This window comes from Geobacter sp. (assembly GCF_030834625.1).
In the GTDB taxonomy this organism is placed as follows: Bacteria; Desulfobacterota; Desulfuromonadia; order Geobacterales; family Geobacteraceae; genus Geobacter.
Genome location: NZ_JAUQXO010000029.1, coordinates 14,357 through 30,772 on the forward strand (window position 1 = coordinate 14,357; position 16,416 = coordinate 30,772).

General features: G+C 63.7%; 13 protein-coding genes. All 13 read right to left on the reverse strand.

Features of this window, described 5'->3' with window-relative positions; genetic code table 11:
• Positions 1 to 21: 21 nt before the first annotated feature.
• Positions 22 to 1,398, reverse strand: coding sequence for an argininosuccinate lyase (gene argH, locus RCH91_RS07825; protein ID WP_306534070.1), 1,377 nt, complete (start codon positions 1,396 to 1,398; stop codon positions 22 to 24).
• Positions 1,399 to 1,499: 101 nt separating this feature from the next.
• Entirely contained in the window at positions 1,500 to 2,663 is a 1,164-nt protein-coding gene (locus RCH91_RS07830; RefSeq protein ID WP_306534071.1) for a hypothetical protein, read from the reverse strand.
• 10 nt (positions 2,664 to 2,673) lie between these two features.
• Complete coding sequence (locus RCH91_RS07835; protein WP_306534072.1) at positions 2,674 to 3,117, reverse strand: NUDIX domain-containing protein; 444 nt, start codon at positions 3,115 to 3,117, stop codon at positions 2,674 to 2,676.
• Positions 3,118 to 3,190: 73 nt separating this feature from the next.
• Positions 3,191 to 4,411 (reverse strand): argininosuccinate synthase, encoded by a 1,221-nt coding sequence (locus tag RCH91_RS07840; protein WP_306534073.1) that lies wholly within the window; start codon positions 4,409 to 4,411, stop codon positions 3,191 to 3,193.
• Positions 4,412 to 4,441: 30 nt separating this feature from the next.
• Complete coding sequence (gene argF, locus RCH91_RS07845; protein WP_306534074.1) at positions 4,442 to 5,353, reverse strand: ornithine carbamoyltransferase; 912 nt, start codon at positions 5,351 to 5,353, stop codon at positions 4,442 to 4,444.
• Positions 5,350 to 6,552 carry an acetylornithine transaminase gene (locus RCH91_RS07850; protein WP_306534075.1) on the reverse strand — a complete coding sequence of 401 codons (1,203 nt, stop codon included), beginning with the start codon at positions 6,550 to 6,552 and terminating at the stop codon, positions 5,350 to 5,352. The genes argF and RCH91_RS07850 overlap by 4 nt, the downstream gene beginning before the upstream one ends.
• An 82-nt stretch (positions 6,553 to 6,634) precedes the next feature.
• Entirely contained in the window at positions 6,635 to 7,513 is an 879-nt protein-coding gene (gene argB, locus RCH91_RS07855; protein WP_306534076.1) for an acetylglutamate kinase, read from the reverse strand.
• 148 nt (positions 7,514 to 7,661) lie between these two features.
• On the reverse strand, positions 7,662 to 8,786 hold the full coding sequence (locus RCH91_RS07860) for a hybrid sensor histidine kinase/response regulator (RefSeq protein WP_306534077.1): 1,125 nt from the start codon (positions 8,784 to 8,786) through the stop codon (positions 7,662 to 7,664).
• Positions 8,787 to 8,820: 34 nt separating this feature from the next.
• Complete coding sequence (gene alaS, locus RCH91_RS07865) at positions 8,821 to 11,451, reverse strand: alanine--tRNA ligase (protein ID WP_306534078.1); 2,631 nt, start codon at positions 11,449 to 11,451, stop codon at positions 8,821 to 8,823.
• 52 nt (positions 11,452 to 11,503) lie between these two features.
• On the reverse strand, positions 11,504 to 11,971 hold the full coding sequence (locus tag RCH91_RS07870) for a regulatory protein RecX (protein WP_306534079.1): 468 nt from the start codon (positions 11,969 to 11,971) through the stop codon (positions 11,504 to 11,506).
• Positions 11,972 to 13,135, reverse strand: coding sequence for a type IV pilus twitching motility protein PilT (locus tag RCH91_RS07875; protein WP_306534080.1), 1,164 nt, complete (start codon positions 13,133 to 13,135; stop codon positions 11,972 to 11,974). It lies immediately after the preceding gene.
• A gap of 3 nt (positions 13,136 to 13,138) precedes the next feature.
• Positions 13,139 to 14,158 carry a recombinase RecA gene (recA, locus tag RCH91_RS07880; RefSeq protein WP_306534081.1) on the reverse strand — a complete coding sequence of 340 codons (1,020 nt, stop codon included), beginning with the start codon at positions 14,156 to 14,158 and terminating at the stop codon, positions 13,139 to 13,141.
• A gap of 125 nt (positions 14,159 to 14,283) precedes the next feature.
• Positions 14,284 to 16,416, reverse strand: a complete 2,133-nt coding sequence (locus tag RCH91_RS07885) for an ATP-binding protein (protein WP_306534082.1) — start codon at positions 16,414 to 16,416, stop codon at positions 14,284 to 14,286.

Genomic DNA, 16,416 nt, shown 5'->3' on the forward strand with positions numbered 1-16,416 from the left:
GCATGCCTCGCCCCTACGCCATCATCGTCCCGCCTTGGCCCGCTCGATCTCCGCCTTCACCCGCTCCAGGGCGGTGCCGCCGGTGGCGGCCCGGGCGTTCACCGACGCCTCCAGGGTGATGGAGTCGAAGATGTCCTCGCCAATCTTGTCCGAGAACCCTTGCCACTCCTCCAGGGTCAGGTCGGGAAGGTCCTTGCCGTTGGCGATGCAGTAGGCCACGGTCTTCCCCACCACCTCGTGGGCGTCGCGGAACGGCATCCCCTTGCGGACGAGATAGTCGGCCACGTCGGTGGCGGTGGAGAACCCCTTGGCGGCCGCGGCCCGCATGTTCCCGGTGTTGATCCGCATCTCCCGCACCATGTCGGCGAAGATCTTGAGGCTCCCCTTCACGGTGTCGATGGTGTCGAAGAGGGGCTCCTTGTCCTCCTGCATGTCCTTGTTGTAGGCCAGCGGCAGGGCCTTCATGACCGTGAGGAGCGCCATGAGGTTGCCGTAGACCCGGCCGGTCTTGCCCCGGACGAGCTCCGGCACGTCCGGGTTCTTCTTTTGGGGCATGATGGAGGAGCCGGTGCAGAAGGAGTCGGTCAGCTCCACGAACTTGAATTCGCTGGTGGACCAGAGGATCAGCTCCTCGGAAAAGCGGGAAAGGTGCATCATGAGGATCGACGAGGCGGCCATGAACTCCAGGGCGAAGTCCCGGTCCGAGACCGAGTCGAGGGAGTTGCGGGTCACCTGGGGGAAGTCCAGGAGCTCGGCCACGTGCTCCCGGTCGATGGGGAAAGTGGTCCCGGCCAGGGCTCCGGCCCCCAGAGGAAGCACATTCATCCGCCGCAGGCAGTCCTCCATCCGACCCTTGTCCCGGGTGAACATCTCCACGTAGGCCATCATGTGGTGGGAGTAGAGGATCGGCTGGGCGGTCTGGAGATGGGTGTATCCCGGCATGATGACGCCGAGATTGGTTTCCGCCTGGTGGATGAGGGAATCCACCAGCATGTCCAGGTAGGCGGAGATCTCCACGATCTCGTCCCGGAGGTAGAGGCGGATGTCGAGGGCCACCTGGTCGTTGCGGGAGCGGCCGGTGTGGAGCCGCTTGCCGGCCTCGCCGATCTTCTCCGTGAGGCGCGCCTCGATGTTCATGTGGATGTCTTCAAGGGCCACGGAGAAGTCGAACTTCCCGGCCTCGATCCGGATGAGGACCTCCTGGAGACCGGTCACGATCTTCTCCACCTCGGCCATGGGGAGGATTCCCTGCTTGCCCAGCATCCGCGCGTGGGCGATGGAGCCCCGGATATCCTGGTGATAGAGCCGCTTGTCGAAGTCGATGGAGGCGGTGAACTCCTCGACGAATTTATCGGTCGGCTCGGAAAAGCGGCCGCCCCAGAGTTTTTCGTGTGCCATGGTTGTCTCCCGAATGTCCGTTCATTGTAGGGGCGATCCTTGTGATCGCCCTGATACCTTGATGTCGGGCGAATACAAGATTCGCCCCTACGTATCAGCCGTTATACGTCCTGCCCGATTTCGAATCCTGCCACCATTTCGTCTCCACTCACCCGCACCCATCCGCCGTCCTGGGACCAGCGCATGATCGTGTGCACTTTCAGGGGGACCCGTGTGGTGCGTGGGTCGATCTCGTGGTGGAGCGGCAGGTTGAAGTAGTAAAGCCGGGTCCCCGTGCCGAACCGGAGCCGGCAGACCGGCGCGCCGTCAAAATCGTCGGTAGCGAACTCGGAGAGTTGCACCGAGGCCAGGCGGTGGGTCCGGTTGATGACGACGGAGGAGTTGCCGAACACCCGGTCCCCAGGGGCATCTACGATCCGGGTTTCGTCTGAGGTGTTACCGAAGACGGTTACCGTCTCCCGCACCCCCGGCGTATCCTCCAGGTACTCGCCGTAGAACCCCGAGAGGACGTCCCGGTAGGCCCGGTGCTCCGGCTTCGGGTTGCACTGAACCACGAAGATGGTGTCCAGGGTCTGGCGGGTGCTGAAGTAGAGCTGGTTCGCGTGGTCGATGATCTGCCTGATGTTGGAGCTGTAGAGGTCGCGGTAGAGGTAGTCGAGACAGATCAGAACCATGAAGTTGAAGCAGGAGGGGCGGCTCCGGAAGAGGTAGAAGTGGCGCCCCCGGTAGAGGTCGTGGAACTTGTCCAGGAACTCCTCGCCGTGGAAGGGGTGCGATTTCGCCTCAAGGAAGACCCGGAGTTTCCCCGTCGCCTCTTTAACCGCCACGCAGCACCAGTTCACCGGCATCTCCAGCACGTCGCCCGAATCGATGTCCCGGTCCACCAGTTCGATGGCCTCGGCGTTGTCTTCCCGGAAACGCTCCAGCATTTCCCGGTAGCTCTTGAGGCTCACGTGCTCCACGCCGAACATGGTGACGGTGCTGGGGCGAAAGCGCCCGTCGATAAAGGCGAGCATCTCGTCGAAGCGGGCCACGGGAACATGGGTCTCGGGAAACATGAGGAAGTGAAGCTTCTTCAGGTTCCCCTCCCCCTCAGCCACCAGGTCGAGGATCGACCGGATCATCTCCCACTGGCGGTCGGGCTCAACGATGGCGAACCCCTTCTCCGCCCGCCGCAGGTGGTTCGGCACCTGGGCGATCATGCAGTGGAGGTGATGCCCCAGCGGGTATTCGAGATTCACCTTCTTGTCGATGATCTGGACCATGGGGACCTTGTCACGTCTCGCAGCTACAGAGTTCCGGGAAGAGTCTGCCGAGGATGAAGCGGGTCCCCTGCGGCATTTGGTAGCCAGCCAACTCGCCCCGGGGAACCCAGCGGGCCTCCTCCACCTCGTCGCGGTTGTGGTCGATGTCGCAGTAGAGGGGACGGCAGAGGTAGAAGAGGATGATGAAGTGATAGTTGTCCTCCCCCGGCGTCACGTGCTCGAAGACGTCGATGAGGCTGTCCACCTCCACCTGGAGTCCCACCTCCTCCATCACCTCACGCTGGAGGGCCGCGATGATCGGCTCACCCAGGTCGATCTTTCCCCCGGGCATGACCCATTCACCCTTGAAGGGGTTCACGTTCCGCTTGGTGAGGAGCACCTGACCGTCGCTGTCGACTATGACTGCGACGACGGAGGTGACGATGTGGTCTTTCTTGAATGTCTTGTCGGCCATGGGATATGCAAAGGGACACGGCAAACCGTGTCCCTGATGTCATGATTCAGAGAGTGCGGAAAAGGCGCGTTTTCTACTTCTTCCCCTGCATGAGCGACCTGATCCGCAGCCGCAGGGAGTTGATCTTGATGAACCCGGTGGCGTCGGCCTGGTTGAAGACCTGATCCTTCTCGAAGGTGGCGAAGTCCAGGTTGAAGAGGGAGTTGGTCTCGGACTTGCGCCCCACGGTGCGGCAGTGCCCCTTGTAGAGCTTCACCCGGGCCACGCCGTTCACGCACTTCTGGGAGTCGTCAATGAGGGTCTGGAGCATCTCCCGCTCCGGGGAGAACCAGTAGCCGGCATAGACCTGGCGTGCGTACTCGGGGATGAGGGAGTCGCGGATCCGCATCACCTCCCGATCCATGGTGATCTGCTCCACGGCCGAGTGGGCCTCGCGCAGGATGGTGCCGCCGGGGGTTTCGTACACACCCCGGGACTTCATGCCGACGGAGCGGTTCTCCAGGAGATCCACCCGGCCGATGCCGTGTTCGCCACCGATGTAGTTCAGGTGGGCCAGGAGCTGGGCCGGGCTCATCTTCTCACCGTCAACGGCCACGGCGTTGCCGTTCTTGAACTCGATCTCCACGAACTGGGGCTTGTTGGGGGCCTTCTCCGGCGCCTTGGTCAGGACGTACATGTTCTCGGGGGGCTCGGCCCAGGTGTCCTCCAGGATGCCTCCCTCGAAAGAGATGTGGAGCATGTTGCGGTCCGAGGACCAGGGGCGCTTCTTGGTGACGGGGATCGGGATACCGTTCTTCCTGGCGTAGTTCACGAGGGCCTGGCGGCTGTTCAGCTTCCAGTCCCGCCACGGGGCCACCACGGTGATGGCCGGGTCGAAGTGGTAGTAGGCCAGCTCGAAGCGGACCTGATCGTTCCCCTTGCCCGTGGCGCCGTGGGAGACGGCGTCGGCACCCTCGATCTTCGCAATCTCCATCTGCCGCTTGGCGATGAGGGGGCGGGCGATGGAGGTGCCGAGGAGGTAGTGTCCCTCGTAGATGGCGTTGGCGCGGAACATGGGGAAGACGAAGTCCTTGACGAACTCTTCCTTCAGGTCGTCGATGTAGACCTTGTCGGCGCCGGTGGCAAAGGCCTTGTCACGGATCGGCGCCAGCTCGTCGCCTTGGCCCAGGTCAGCCGAGAAGGCGATGACCTCGCAGCCGTACTCGTTCTTGAGCCACTTGAGGATGATGGATGTGTCGAGCCCGCCCGAGTAGGCGAGGACGATCTTCTTCACGTCTTTGTGCGCTTTGGCCATGTGGATCTCCTTTGGATAGGATAAAGTCAGTTACTTCATCAATGAAGCCATGATTGCTTTCTGTACGTGGAGCCGGTTCTCGGCCTCGTCCCAGACGGCGGAGCGGGGGCCTTCGATGACGCTGTCGGTGATCTCCTCCCCCCGGTGGGCAGGGAGGCAGTGGAGAACCATGCAGTCGGGCTTTGCCAGGGAAACCAGGGCATCGTCGAGGCAGTAGCCCTGGAACGCCACTTCGCGCTCCTTCTGCTCCCGCTCCTGCCCCATGCTGGCCCAGACGTCGGTATTGATGACGTCGGCGTCGCGCACGGCCTCCTCCGGATCTTCCGTAATGGTAATGCTTGACGTAGCGTTCTTCTGTGCCCAGTCCCAGACGTGCCGGTCGGGCTCATACCCGGTGGGGCAGGCCAAGGTCAGGTCGAAGCCGAGGATGGCGGCGGCCTCGATCCAGGTGTTGGCCATGTTGTTGCCGTCGCCGACCCAGGCGAATTTCAGACCCTCGTACGTTCCCTTGTGCTCCATGACCGTGAAGAGGTCGGCCATGATCTGGCAGGGGTGGAAGAGGTCGGTGAGGCCGTTGATGACCGGCACGGAAGAAAACCGGGCGAACTCCTCCACGATCTCCTGGCCGTAGGTGCGGATCATGACGCCGTCGCAGTAGCGGGCCATGACGCGGGCCGTGTCCTTGATGGGCTCGCCCCGCCCCATCTGGGACGTTCCCGAGGAGATGAAGAGAGGGTGAGCGCCAAGCTGAAAGACCCCCACCTCGAAGGAAACGCGGGTCCGGGTGGACGACTTCTCGAAGATGAGGGCAACGCTTTTCCCCTCCAGAAGCCGATGGGGTATCCCCTGCTTCTGGTTGTCCTTCAGCTCCCGCGTGAGGATGAAGAGTCCGTCGAGCTCCTCTTTGGTGTACTGATTGAGGGCCAGAAAGTGCCGGGTCATTGCGTCATCTCCTCCAGAATGCCGTCGAGGACGGCGATCATTTCATTCACTTCCTGCTTGGTCACCACCAGGGGGGGCACGAACCGGAGCACCCGGTCCTGGGCCACGTTGAGGAGAACGCCCCGCTCAAGCCCCTTGACCACGATGTCCCCGGCCGGAACGGAGAGCTCCATGCCGATCATGAGGCCGATCCCCCGCACGTCGGTGATGAAGGAATACTTCTCCTTGAGCCGCTCCAGCTCGCCCGTGAGGTACTCACCCATCTCCTCGGCCCGGTTCAGGAGCCCCTCCTCCAGCACCGCCCGGATGGCGGCGACGCCGGCGGCGGTGACCAGGGGGTTCCCCCCGAAGGTAGAGCCGTGGGTGCCGGGGGAAAAGGAGGCGGCGATCTCATCCTTCGCCAGCATGGCGCCGATGGGGGCGCCGCCGGCCAGGGCCTTGGCCAAGGTCATGATGTCGGGGACCGCGTCGAAGTGCTCGTGGGCGAAGAGCTTGCCGGTCCGGCCGATCCCCACCTGCACCTCGTCGAAGATGAGGAGGAGGCCGTGGCGATCACAGATCTCCCGCACCTTGCGGAAGTAGTCGGCGGAGGGGACCACCACGCCCCCCTCCCCCTGGATCGGCTCCAGCATCACCGCGCAGGTCTGAGGGGTGACAGCAGCTTCCAGGGCGTCGGCATCATTGAACGGGACGTAGGTGAAGCCGTGGAGGAGCGGGTCAAAGAACTTCTGCACCTTCTCCTGGCCGGTGGCGGAGATGGTGGCCATGGTCCGGCCGTGGAAGGAGGCAATTGCCGTGATGATCCCGTAGCGCTCGGCGTCGCCGGTCTTCTCCCGGGCGTACTTGCGGGCCAGTTTGATGGCCGCCTCGTTGGCCTCGGCGCCGCTGTTGCAGAAAAAGGCCTTGTCGGCGAAGGAGTGGGCGCAGAGGAGCTCGGCCAGCTCGATCTGGTTCGGGATGTGGTAATAGTTGGAGCAGTGGATCATCTCGGCGGCCTGCTTCTGGAGGGCCGCTACCACCTTGGGATGGCAGTGCCCCAGGTTGTTCACCGCCACGCCGGCGAGAAAATCCAGGTAGCGCTTGCCGTCGGCATCCCAGAGGACGCACCCTTCGCCCCGCACCGGCACCAGGGGATACCGGCCGTAGGTCTTCATGATGTATTTGTCAGCCTTGGCTATCCATTGAGCGGAAGTATTCATGGGGTTGATCCTCGTGCACAGGGTTGATGGTGCGCCTGTCCGTTTCAGGCCTCTTACCGGGGCTGGATGCCGACAGAGTAATTCATCGGTGGATCTCGGTGCCAACACCAACATCGGTGAAAATTTCCAGAAGAACCGCATGGAGGACCCGGCCATCGATGATTGAGGCCTTCTTGACCCCCTCCTCGATGGCGTCAACACAGCAGGTGACTTTGGGAATCATGCCGCCGGTGATGACACCGTCGTCAATGAGCCGCGGGACTTCATCAAGGACAATGCTGGGGAGAAGCACTCCCGCCTTGTCCTTGACCCCCTCCACATCGGTGAGGAGAATCAGCTTCTCTGCCCTGAGTGCTCCGGCCACCCGACCCGCCACCAGGTCGGCGTTGATGTTGTAGCTTTCACCGTTCTCCCCCACCCCTATCGGGGCGATGACCGGGATGAACTTGCCGTGCTCCAGGGTCTGGATCAGTTCCTGGTTCACCTTGACCACGTCCCCCACGAAGCCGATGTCCACCTTCTCCAGGGAGCCGTCCTCCTGCTTCATCTCCTGGAGGAGCTTCTTGCAGAAGAGGAGGTTGCCGTCCTTGCCGGAGAGCCCCACGGCCCGACCGCCGTGCTGGTTCAGGTACCCCACCACTTCCTTGTTAACCTGGCCGGTCAGGACCATCTCCACCACCTGCATGGTGGCGGCGTCGGTGACCCGCATCCCCCGCACGAATTCGGAGACGATGCCGTAGCGCTTGAGGGTCTCGTTGATCTGGGGGCCGCCGCCATGGACCACGACGGTGTTGATGCCGAGGGATTTAAGGAGGATAACGTCGAGGGCGAAGGATTTCTTCAGGGCCTCGTCGGCCATGGCGTGGCCACCGTACTTGATGACGATGGTCTTGCCCGAGAAGCGCCGGATATAGGGGAGCGCCTCCATCAGGGTGTTGGCTTTTTCGATGAGATGCTGCACGCGGATGAACCTCCCGTTCGTCGGAAAGTGGGGCTGAAAGGGGCTCAAGAAAGGTGCAACTATAGCAGATAGCGGGAAATAATCAACACGAAAGGCGGGTTTAGCCTCTCCTGAAGAGGAGGTGGGAACAGCCGATGACGGGCACCGTTCAGGATGAAACGGATGGATTTCGGGGGAGGGCGATGGTGACGCGGGTCCCCTTTCCCGGCTCGCTCTCCACGGTGATGGTGCCGCCGTGGAGCTTGACGAACTCGCGGGCATAGAAGAGGCCAAGGCCGAAACCGCGGATCTGGCCGGTCCCCGCCGGGTCCACCTGGTAGAACTTCTCGAAGATCTTGGGGAGTTCCTCCTTGGAGATGCCGACGCCGGTATCCTCCACGGTCAGGCGGCAGTCGCCGTACTCCTCCTTCAGGGAAAGGGTGACGGTTCCCGTCTCGTCGGAGAACTTGAAGGCGTTGTCGATCACCTGACCGATGGCAAAGGCGATCTTTTCCCGGTCAACGGGAAGGGGGGGGAGAGGGGTCAGGTCGAAGGTCGTTCTGACACCCGGCTTGGCGGCCGCCTCTTTGGAAGCGGCGACCAGGGGGCGGATAATCTCATGGAGGCTGCACGGCTCCGGCAGCACACCTTCGCCCGCAGCCATAAAGCGGCTGAAAACGAGGAGTTCGGCCACCAGCGATTCCAGGTAGCGGGATTCACCGCAGATGAGCGCCAGGTTCCGACGCGATTCCGGGTCGTCCGGATCATAGACCCCGCTCGCCAGGTTCTGGAGAAAGAGGGAGATGGCGGTGAGGGGGGTGCGGAACTTGTGGGAGATGAGGGAGAGGAAGTTGCTCTTGAGCCGGTCCATGCTCCTGAGGTTGGCGAGCTCCTCCTTGAGGGCCTTCTTGTCCAGGGCCTTATCCACCGCCGTCTTGAGCTGGAGGAGGTTCAGGGGCTTGGTGATGAAGTCATCGGCGTCTGCCCTGAGGGCGTTGAGAATGATGTCCTTCTCGGCGTAACCGGTCATAACGATGACCACGAGGGTCGGTTCAATCTCTTTCAGGCGGCGCAGGAGTTCTATGCCGTTCAGCTTTGGCATCATGACATCGGTGAGGATGACGTCGATCCCCCCCTTTTCGAAGAGGCGCAGGGCCTCCTCTCCGTCTCCCGCCTGGATCACCCGGTAACCCTTGAGGGCCCGGGCGCAGAGGTCGCGGATCACCGCCTCGTCGTCCACCACGAGGATCGATTTCAAGTCCCGCTCTGCCTGGAATTTCGTCACAACGTCCATGGGACTCTGACCTCTCCCTCTCCTGCGAACCTGCTCAGCCGATGAGCCCGTACACCATGCCGAGGGCCTCGGCCAGTTTTTCGGGCTGATTCCCCCCAGCCTGGGCCAGCTCCGGCTTGCCGCCGCCGCTCCCGCCGATGACCGGCGCCACCTGCCGGACAATGTCGCCCGCCTTGATGCGCCCCGCCAGATCCTTCGTGACCGCCACCAGGAGGTTGGCCTTCCCGTCCTTCTCGCACCCGAGGGCCACTACCCCGGAACCGAGACGATCCTTGAGGGTGTCGGCCAGCTCCCGGAGCTTCTTCGGATCGTCCACCTCCACGGTGACCGCAAGGACCTTGACGCCGTTCACCTCCCGGGCATCCGCCAGGAGATCCCCGGACCGGGCCGCGTTGAGCTGCCCTTGGAGCGCCTCGATCTCCCGCTGCATCTCCCGCTGCCGGGCAAGGAGTTTCTGGAGCCGGTCCACGTTGTCTCCCCCCTCTGCCTTCATGAGGGAGGCCATCTGCCGCTTCTCCTCCTCCATCTCCTGGGTGTAGCGAAGCGCACCCATGCCGGTCAGGGCCTCGATGCGGCGCACGCCGGCGGCGATCCCGGCCTCGGAGAGGATCTTGAAGGAGCCGATGTCGCCGGCGGCCCGGACGTGGGTGCCGCCGCAGAGCTCGGAGCTCACCTCCCCCACCTTGACCACCCGCACCCTGTCGCCGTACTTCTCGCCAAACAGCGCCGTGGCGCCGCTCTCCATGGCCTCCTCGACGGCCATTTCCCGGGCGTGGACCGGATCGTTCTCCATGATGAACGTATTGACGATCTCCTCCGCCCGCCGGATCTCCTCCGGGGTCATGGCGGCGAAGTGGGTGAAGTCGAAGCGGAGCCGGTCCGGGGCCACCAGGGAGCCGGCCTGCTTTACGTGCTCGCCGAGCACCTGGCGGAGCGCCGTCTGGAGGAGATGGGTGGCGGTGTGGTTTCGGGCCGTGGCGTCCCGGTCCACGGACGCCACCTTCAGGTCGCACGCCTCGCCTGCCTTCAGGGTACCCTCGACGACGGTTCCCCGATGAACGATGAGGTCGGCGAAGGGGCGGATCGTGCCGGTCACCCGCACGTGGGCGGAGCCGGTGGAGATGGTGCCGGTGTCTCCGGCCTGGCCGCCGGACTCGCCGTAGAAGGGGGTCCTGTCGGTGATGATCTCCACCGTATCACCTGCCTTCGCCTCGGCCACCTCGACTCCCTCCCGGAGGAGGCAGCTGATCGTCCCGTAGCTGCACTTCTCGTCGTAGCCCACAAAGGCGCTCCTGATCCCCCGGCTGTGGAGGGTCTTGTGGATGGCGGCGATCCCCTCCTCGCCGGAACCCTTCCAGTGCTCCCGGGCCTGCTCCCGCTGGCGCTCCATGCAGACTTCGAAGCCGGGCTCGTCGATGGTGAACCCTTCGGCTTGAACGATATCGGCCGTGAGGTCCGTGGGAAAGCCGAAGGTGTCGTAGAGGCGGAAGAGGGTCTCGCCGGGGATCACCGTCTTTCCCTCACGCTTCAGCTCGGTCATGGCGTCGTTCAGGATGGCGAGGCCCCGGTCAAGGGTCTCGGCAAAGCGCTCCTCCTCGGCCCGAATCACCTTCTTGATGTACTCTTCACGCTCCAGGAGCTCCGGGTAGGAGCCCCCCATCATCTCGTTCACCGCGTCCACGGTCCGGTAGAGGACCGGATCGGCAAAGCCGAGCATCTTGGCGTGGCGGGCGGCCCGGCGCATGATCCGGCGCAGCACGTAGCCCCGTCCCTCGTTGGAGGGGAGGACCCCGTCGCAGATGAGGAAGGTGGTGGCCCGGGCGTGGTCGGCAATGACCCGCATGGAGACGTCGTCCTTCTCGTTCTCCCGGTAGCGTTTCCCCGAGAGCCGTTCCACCTGCCGGATGACCCCCTGGAGGAGATCGGTGTCGTAGTTGGATTTCACCCCCTGCATGACGGTGCAGATCCGCTCGAGCCCCATGCCGGTGTCGACGGAGGGCTTGGGGAGCGGGGTCATGGTCCCGTCGGCGGAGCGGTTGAACTGCATGAAGACGTTGTTCCAGATTTCCATGTAGCGGTCGCAGTCGCACCCCACTGCGCAGTCGGGACTGCCGCACCCCACCTCAGGGCCGTTGTCCCAGAAGATCTCGGAGCAGGGGCCGCAGGGGCCCGTGTCACCCATGGACCAGAAGTTGTCCTTCTCGCCGAAGCGGTAGATCCGCTCCCGGGGAACCCCCTCCTGGTGGTGCCAGATGTCGGCGGCCTCGTCGTCGTCGGTGTAGACCGTCACGTAGAGGTGATCCCTGTCGAGCCCCAGGTCCTTCGTGAGGAACTCCCAGGCGTAGGCGATGGCCTCCTTCTTGAAATAGTCGCCGAAGGAGAAGTTGCCGAGCATCTCGAAGAACGTATGGTGCCGGGCGGTGCGCCCCACGTTCTCCAGGTCATTGTGCTTGCCGCCGGCCCGCACGCATTTCTGGGAGCTGGCGGCCCGGTAGTAGCCCCGGTCCTCCATGCCGAGGAAGCAGTCCTTGAACTGGTTCATGCCGGCATTGGCGAAGAGGAGCGTCGGGTCGTTGTGGGGAATGAGGAGGGAGCTGGGGACGACGGTGTGGCCGCGGTCCTCGAAAAATTTCAGAAATCTTGCGCGTAGTTCGTTTCCGGTCATCGGGTCCTCTGTATCCAGGTGAAAGTGAAATGATACACTGAAAAGTTGAACGTCACTCGCAGGCGGAAACCCTCAGGGCCTCCAGAATGGCGGAAAGGGGATAGCCGCGCCGCTGGAACCAGCCGACAATCCGCCGCTTCTCCCTGGCATCGGCAGCCGCCGGATCGAAGGAAGGAAACTTGCCGGCCAGGATCGCCCTGATGGCCTCCCCCAGATCGTGCCCATCGGCGGCCCGGGCCATGGCGTCGGCCGCCATCTCCCGGGGGATTCCCCTGCGGACAAGTTCCCGGCTGAGCCTCGGCCCCACCATTTTGCCATCGGCCAGGGCCGATTCCGCGATCCGCTCTGCCAGACGCCGGTCGTCCAGATACCCCAGCTCCCGCAGGCGGACGACGACCGATTCGATCTCCTCCTGGCCGATTCCCCTGCGCCGCAGCTTCAGGGTCAGTTCCGCCTCGCTGTGGTCACGGCGGGAGAGGATGTCGAGGGCACGGGTGAACCCGCTCCGCTCCTCCCCCATCTAGAACTTCTCGATCAGGTCGGCGGCGGGAGCCTCACCCTCGGTGGCGGGGGCCTCGTCGTGGACGAAGTCGTCCCACGTGCTGTCGGACGTTGAGGAGATGCCCGACACCTTGAGGGCGAAATCGTCCGGGTTGGAGGACTGGCGAAGCGCCTCCTCATAGGTGATGAGCTTGCTGGTGTAAAGCTGCATGAGTGATTGGTCGAAAGTCTGCATCCCGTAGGTGGTGAACCCTTGGGCTATGGCCTCGGAAAGGAGCTTCGTCTTGTCCTTGTCGTCGATGTATTCCTTGATCCGGGCGGTGCCGATCATGACCTCAACGGCCGGGACCCGCCCCTTGCCGTCGGTCCGGGGTACGAGCCGCTGGGAAATGACCCCCTTGATGACCCCCGAGAGCTGGAGCCGGATCTGGCGCTGGTGGAAGGGGGGGAATACCGAGATGATCCGGTTGATGGTCTCGGCGGCGTCCAGGGTGTGGAGGGTCGACATGACCAGGTGCCCGGTCTCGGCCGCATGCATGGCGGTCTCGATGGTTTCCAGGTCCCGCATCTCACCCACGAGGACCACGTCCGGGTCCTGGCGCAGGGCCCCCTTGAGGGCCGTGGAGAAGGAGAGAGTGTCGAATCCCACCTCCCGCTGGGAGAGGATGCTCTTCTTGTCCCGGTGGAGGAACTCGACCGGGTCCTCGACGGTGATGATGTTGCAGGTCCGGTGCTCGTTGATGTAGTCGATCATGGCGGCAAGGGTCGTGGATTTGCCGCTTCCCGTGGTGCCGGTGACGAGGATGAGCCCCCGCTCCTCCATGGCGAGCTTCTTGATGACCGGCGGGAGGGTCAGGTTCTCGATGGAGGGGATGCCGAAGGGGATGAAGCGGAAGACCATGGCCACGGTCCCCCGCTGGGAGTAGATGCTCACCCGGAAGCGGCCGAGGCCTGGGACCCCGTAGGCCACGTCGCACTCGTAGTGCTCCTCGAAGAGCCGCTTCTGCCGCTCGTTCATGATGGCGAAGGCCATGGCGCGCACCTGGTCGGGCGAAAGGCGCGGCGCATTGGGAATCGGCCGCAGCCGCCCGTCGATCCGGACCACCGGCGGAAGCCCCGTCTTGATGTGGACGTCGGAGGCCTTGGCCTTGGCTGCTATGGCGAGGATGTCATTGAGTTCCATGGACTACGCCGCCTTATCCTTCCCCCCTTTGCGGGGGATGCCGGCCGTCTCGTAGATCTTCTCTTCGATCTCGGCGGCCATCTCGGGATGCTCCTTGAGGAAGTTCCGGGAGTTCTCGCGCCCCTGGCCGATCCGGTCCGCACCGTAGGAGAACCAGGCACCGCTCTTCTCCACGATCTTGCGGTCCACCGCCAGGTCCAGGAGATCCCCCAACCGGGAGATCCCCTCACCGTAGAAGATGTCGAACTCCACTTCCCTGAAGGGGGGAGCCACCTTGTTCTTCACCACCTTCACCTTGGTGCGGGAGCCCACGACCGCATCCCCCTGCTTGAGGGTGGCGATCTTGCGGATGTCGAGGCGGACCGAGGCATAGAACTTGAGGGCGTTGCCGCCGGTGGTGGTCTCGGGGCTGCCGAACATGACGCCGATCTTCATCCGGATCTGGTTGATGAAGATGACGCAGCAGTTGGACTTGGAGATGATGCCGGTGAGCTTGCGCAGGGCCTGGGACATGAGCCGGGCCTGGAGCCCCACGTGGGAGTCCCCCATGTCCCCTTCGATCTCAGCCTTGGGGACGAGAGCCGCCACGGAGTCGACGATGAGAACATCGACGGCGCCGCTCCGCACGAGCATCTCGGTGATCTCCAGGGCCTGCTCGCCGGTATCGGGCTGGGAAACGAGGAGGTCGTCGGTCCGGACGCCGAGCTTGCGGGCGTAGCCGATGTCGAGGGCATGCTCGGCATCCACGAAGGCAGCGATGCCGCCCAGCTTCTGGGCCTCGGCGGCGATGTGGAGGGCCAGCGTTGTCTTGCCCGACGACTCGGGACCGTAGATCTCGATGACCCGGCCCCGGGGGACGCCGCCCACACCGAGGGCGATATCCAGGGAGAGGGCACCGGTGGGAATGGCGTCGATGTCCGGCAGTGCCTCGTCGGCGCCCAGCCGCATGATGGCACCCTTGCCGAACTGTTTCTCTATCTGGCTGAGTGCCAGTTCAATCGCCTTCTCGCGTTCCTGGGTCACGAATTCCTCCTCGGGAGTCGCCGGCAGGGGCGGAAAATCGGCCCTGTCCGGCGTAGTTGATCAGAAATATCACAGGTGTTTCATCTTTTTCAATGGGTATCTTCCGGACCCCTACGCAGCTGCGGCTACCCGCCACCTTCATCCCCATGGTCGTCCCGGAAAGGGGAGATACCGTGTCCGGCGAGGGGGAGAGGAGGCTGACAGAGGCACTCCTCAAGGGGAAGAAGCACGAAGAATGCGCTGCCAAACCGCGCATCCGGGTCGACACCGGGGCTCTCGACCCAGACCATGCCGCCGTGGGCCTCCACCATCCCCTTAACGATGGCGAGCCCCAGGCCGGCCCCCTTCCCCTGGAACTTGTACTTGCCGCTGGAGTGGTGATTGATGTCGCCCACCTCGTAAAACTTGTCGAAGATCTTCACCTGCTCGTCAGGACTCACCCCTATCCCGTTGTCGCGAACCTCCACCTCCAGATAACTCCGCCCCCCCGCCTGGGCAAGGAAACCGGGATTGAAGCGGGCGAGAACCTCCCCCTTCGACGTGAGCCCCTGCCGATCCACCACCCGCGCCGAGACCATGATAGTCCCGCCGTCGGGGGTGAACTTGATGGAGTTTTCCAACAACTCGGTGAAGATCTCCCGGAAGCACTCCCGGTCGCCGCTGCAATGGGGGAGCCCCTCCAGGTTGGCAAAGACGATGGAGAGGTTCCGTTCTGCCCGCAGGGGCTCCAGTGCCTCAAGGACCTCCTCGAATACCTGGGAGATGTGGAGAGTCGACCGGCTAACCGTGGCGGTGTTGGCCTCCAGCTTCGCCACCTTGAGAATGTCATTGACGATCTCGGAGAGCCGCTCCCCCCCCTGGTGGATCATGTCGAGGACCCGGCGGGCGTCGTTCCCCAGGCCGGAAGAAGGAGAGGAAAGGAGGAACTCGGCTCCGCTCATGATGCTCGTGAGCGGCGTGCGAAACTCGTGGGAGATCATGCCGAGAAAGCTCGACTTCATCCGGTCGATCCGCTCCAGCTCCTGGTTGGCCCGCTCCACGAGCATCAGGTTGGTGCGGAGCCGGTGCTGGGAGAAGGAGAGCTCGTGGCTGCTCCGCTCCAGGAGCCGGAGGGACCCCATGAGTTCCTCGCTCTTCCACTTGTGCTCGTTGAAGAGCCGGGCGTTTTCGATCACGATCCCCATCTGGACGGCGATGGAGAGGAAGAGGGCCACCTCGTCGTCGCTGAAGCGACGTTCCTTCCGGCTCAGGAGATACATGACGCCGGTGACGCGGTTGCGGGCCGAAAGGGGAACACCGGCAAACCCTTTCCACCCCTGGACTGCCGGTGACGAGCCGAAGCGGCACTCCGTCGCCAGGTCCGCCAGGGTGAGGGAGGCGCCGGTGTCGGCGATCCGCTCCAGGGGACCTTCCCCCTCCCGCCGCGCCAGGAGAAACCGGAGCTGTTCGGGAACGTTGACGGCGGCGGCAGGCCGAAGCTTTCCGTCCCGCTCCCGGAGATGAATGCCGCCCCCGTCAACGCCGAAGGCCTCGATGGTCTCGCGCAGCGTCACGTCGAGCACCGTCTCCAGCTCCATCTCCTGGTTGGCCCGGGCGATGATGCCGATAAGGGTGGAGAGTTCCCGGTTCCGCTGACGGTTCTCCCGCTCGGCCCGGTACTTGAAAGTGATATCCCGGACGACGGCGTGAACCACTTTTTCGTCCCCCAGGTCGATGAGGCGGGCATCGATCTCGCCCAGGAAGGACTCCCCCACCTTGCGGCGGAAGGTGATCCCGTCGGACCGGCCCCTTCCCCGCCGGGCCACCCGGTGAACGAGGGAGGTGAATTTCTCCTGGTCCTCCTCGAGAACCAGATCCTTCCCCCGCAACTGGGTCATCTCCTCCTTGTCGTAGCCGAAGAGCTCGGTTCCGCGCCGGTTCACCTCCACCAGCATCCCCGTGTCGGCGCTGAAGACGAAAATAGCCGTGCCGGCCCCCTCCAGGAGACTGCGGTAGCGGCGCGCTGTCTTGTCCAGCTCCCGTTGGACCTGCATCAGCTCGTGGACGTGGGCCAGGGCCTCCTCGCCCTTCATGCGGCGGTAGCTCATGGCCATGAAAATGAAACCGATAAGGAGGAAGACGATGACATGGGGCAGGAAGCCGAAGATAGGGGCGTCATGGAGGTGGTAGGTGAATAGCGTGCCGACAAGCCCCCCAAGGAGCACAAGGGCGCCCACCCAGCCGACAACAAAGTATTTCCGTTGGTTTGGTGAGGACAT

Coding starts and splice junctions, on each gene's coding strand:
- argH (WP_306534070.1), bottom strand. CDS start 1,398: ATGGCACACGAAAAACTCTGGGGCGGCCGCTTTTCCGAGCCGACCGAT.
- RCH91_RS07830 (WP_306534071.1), bottom strand. CDS start 2,663: ATGGTCCAGATCATCGACAAGAAGGTGAATCTCGAATACCCGCTGGGG.
- RCH91_RS07835 (WP_306534072.1), bottom strand. CDS start 3,117: ATGGCCGACAAGACATTCAAGAAAGACCACATCGTCACCTCCGTCGTC.
- RCH91_RS07840 (WP_306534073.1), bottom strand. CDS start 4,411: ATGGCCAAAGCGCACAAAGACGTGAAGAAGATCGTCCTCGCCTACTCG.
- argF (WP_306534074.1), bottom strand. CDS start 5,353: ATGACCCGGCACTTTCTGGCCCTCAATCAGTACACCAAAGAGGAGCTC.
- RCH91_RS07850 (WP_306534075.1), bottom strand. CDS start 6,552: ATGAATACTTCCGCTCAATGGATAGCCAAGGCTGACAAATACATCATG.
- RCH91_RS07860 (WP_306534077.1), bottom strand. CDS start 8,786: ATGGACGTTGTGACGAAATTCCAGGCAGAGCGGGACTTGAAATCGATC.
- alaS (WP_306534078.1), bottom strand. CDS start 11,451: ATGACCGGAAACGAACTACGCGCAAGATTTCTGAAATTTTTCGAGGAC.
- RCH91_RS07870 (WP_306534079.1), bottom strand. CDS start 11,971: ATGGGGGAGGAGCGGAGCGGGTTCACCCGTGCCCTCGACATCCTCTCC.
- RCH91_RS07875 (WP_306534080.1), bottom strand. CDS start 13,135: ATGGAACTCAATGACATCCTCGCCATAGCAGCCAAGGCCAAGGCCTCC.
- RCH91_RS07885 (WP_306534082.1), bottom strand. CDS start 16,416: ATGTCCTCACCAAACCAACGGAAATACTTTGTTGTCGGCTGGGTGGGC.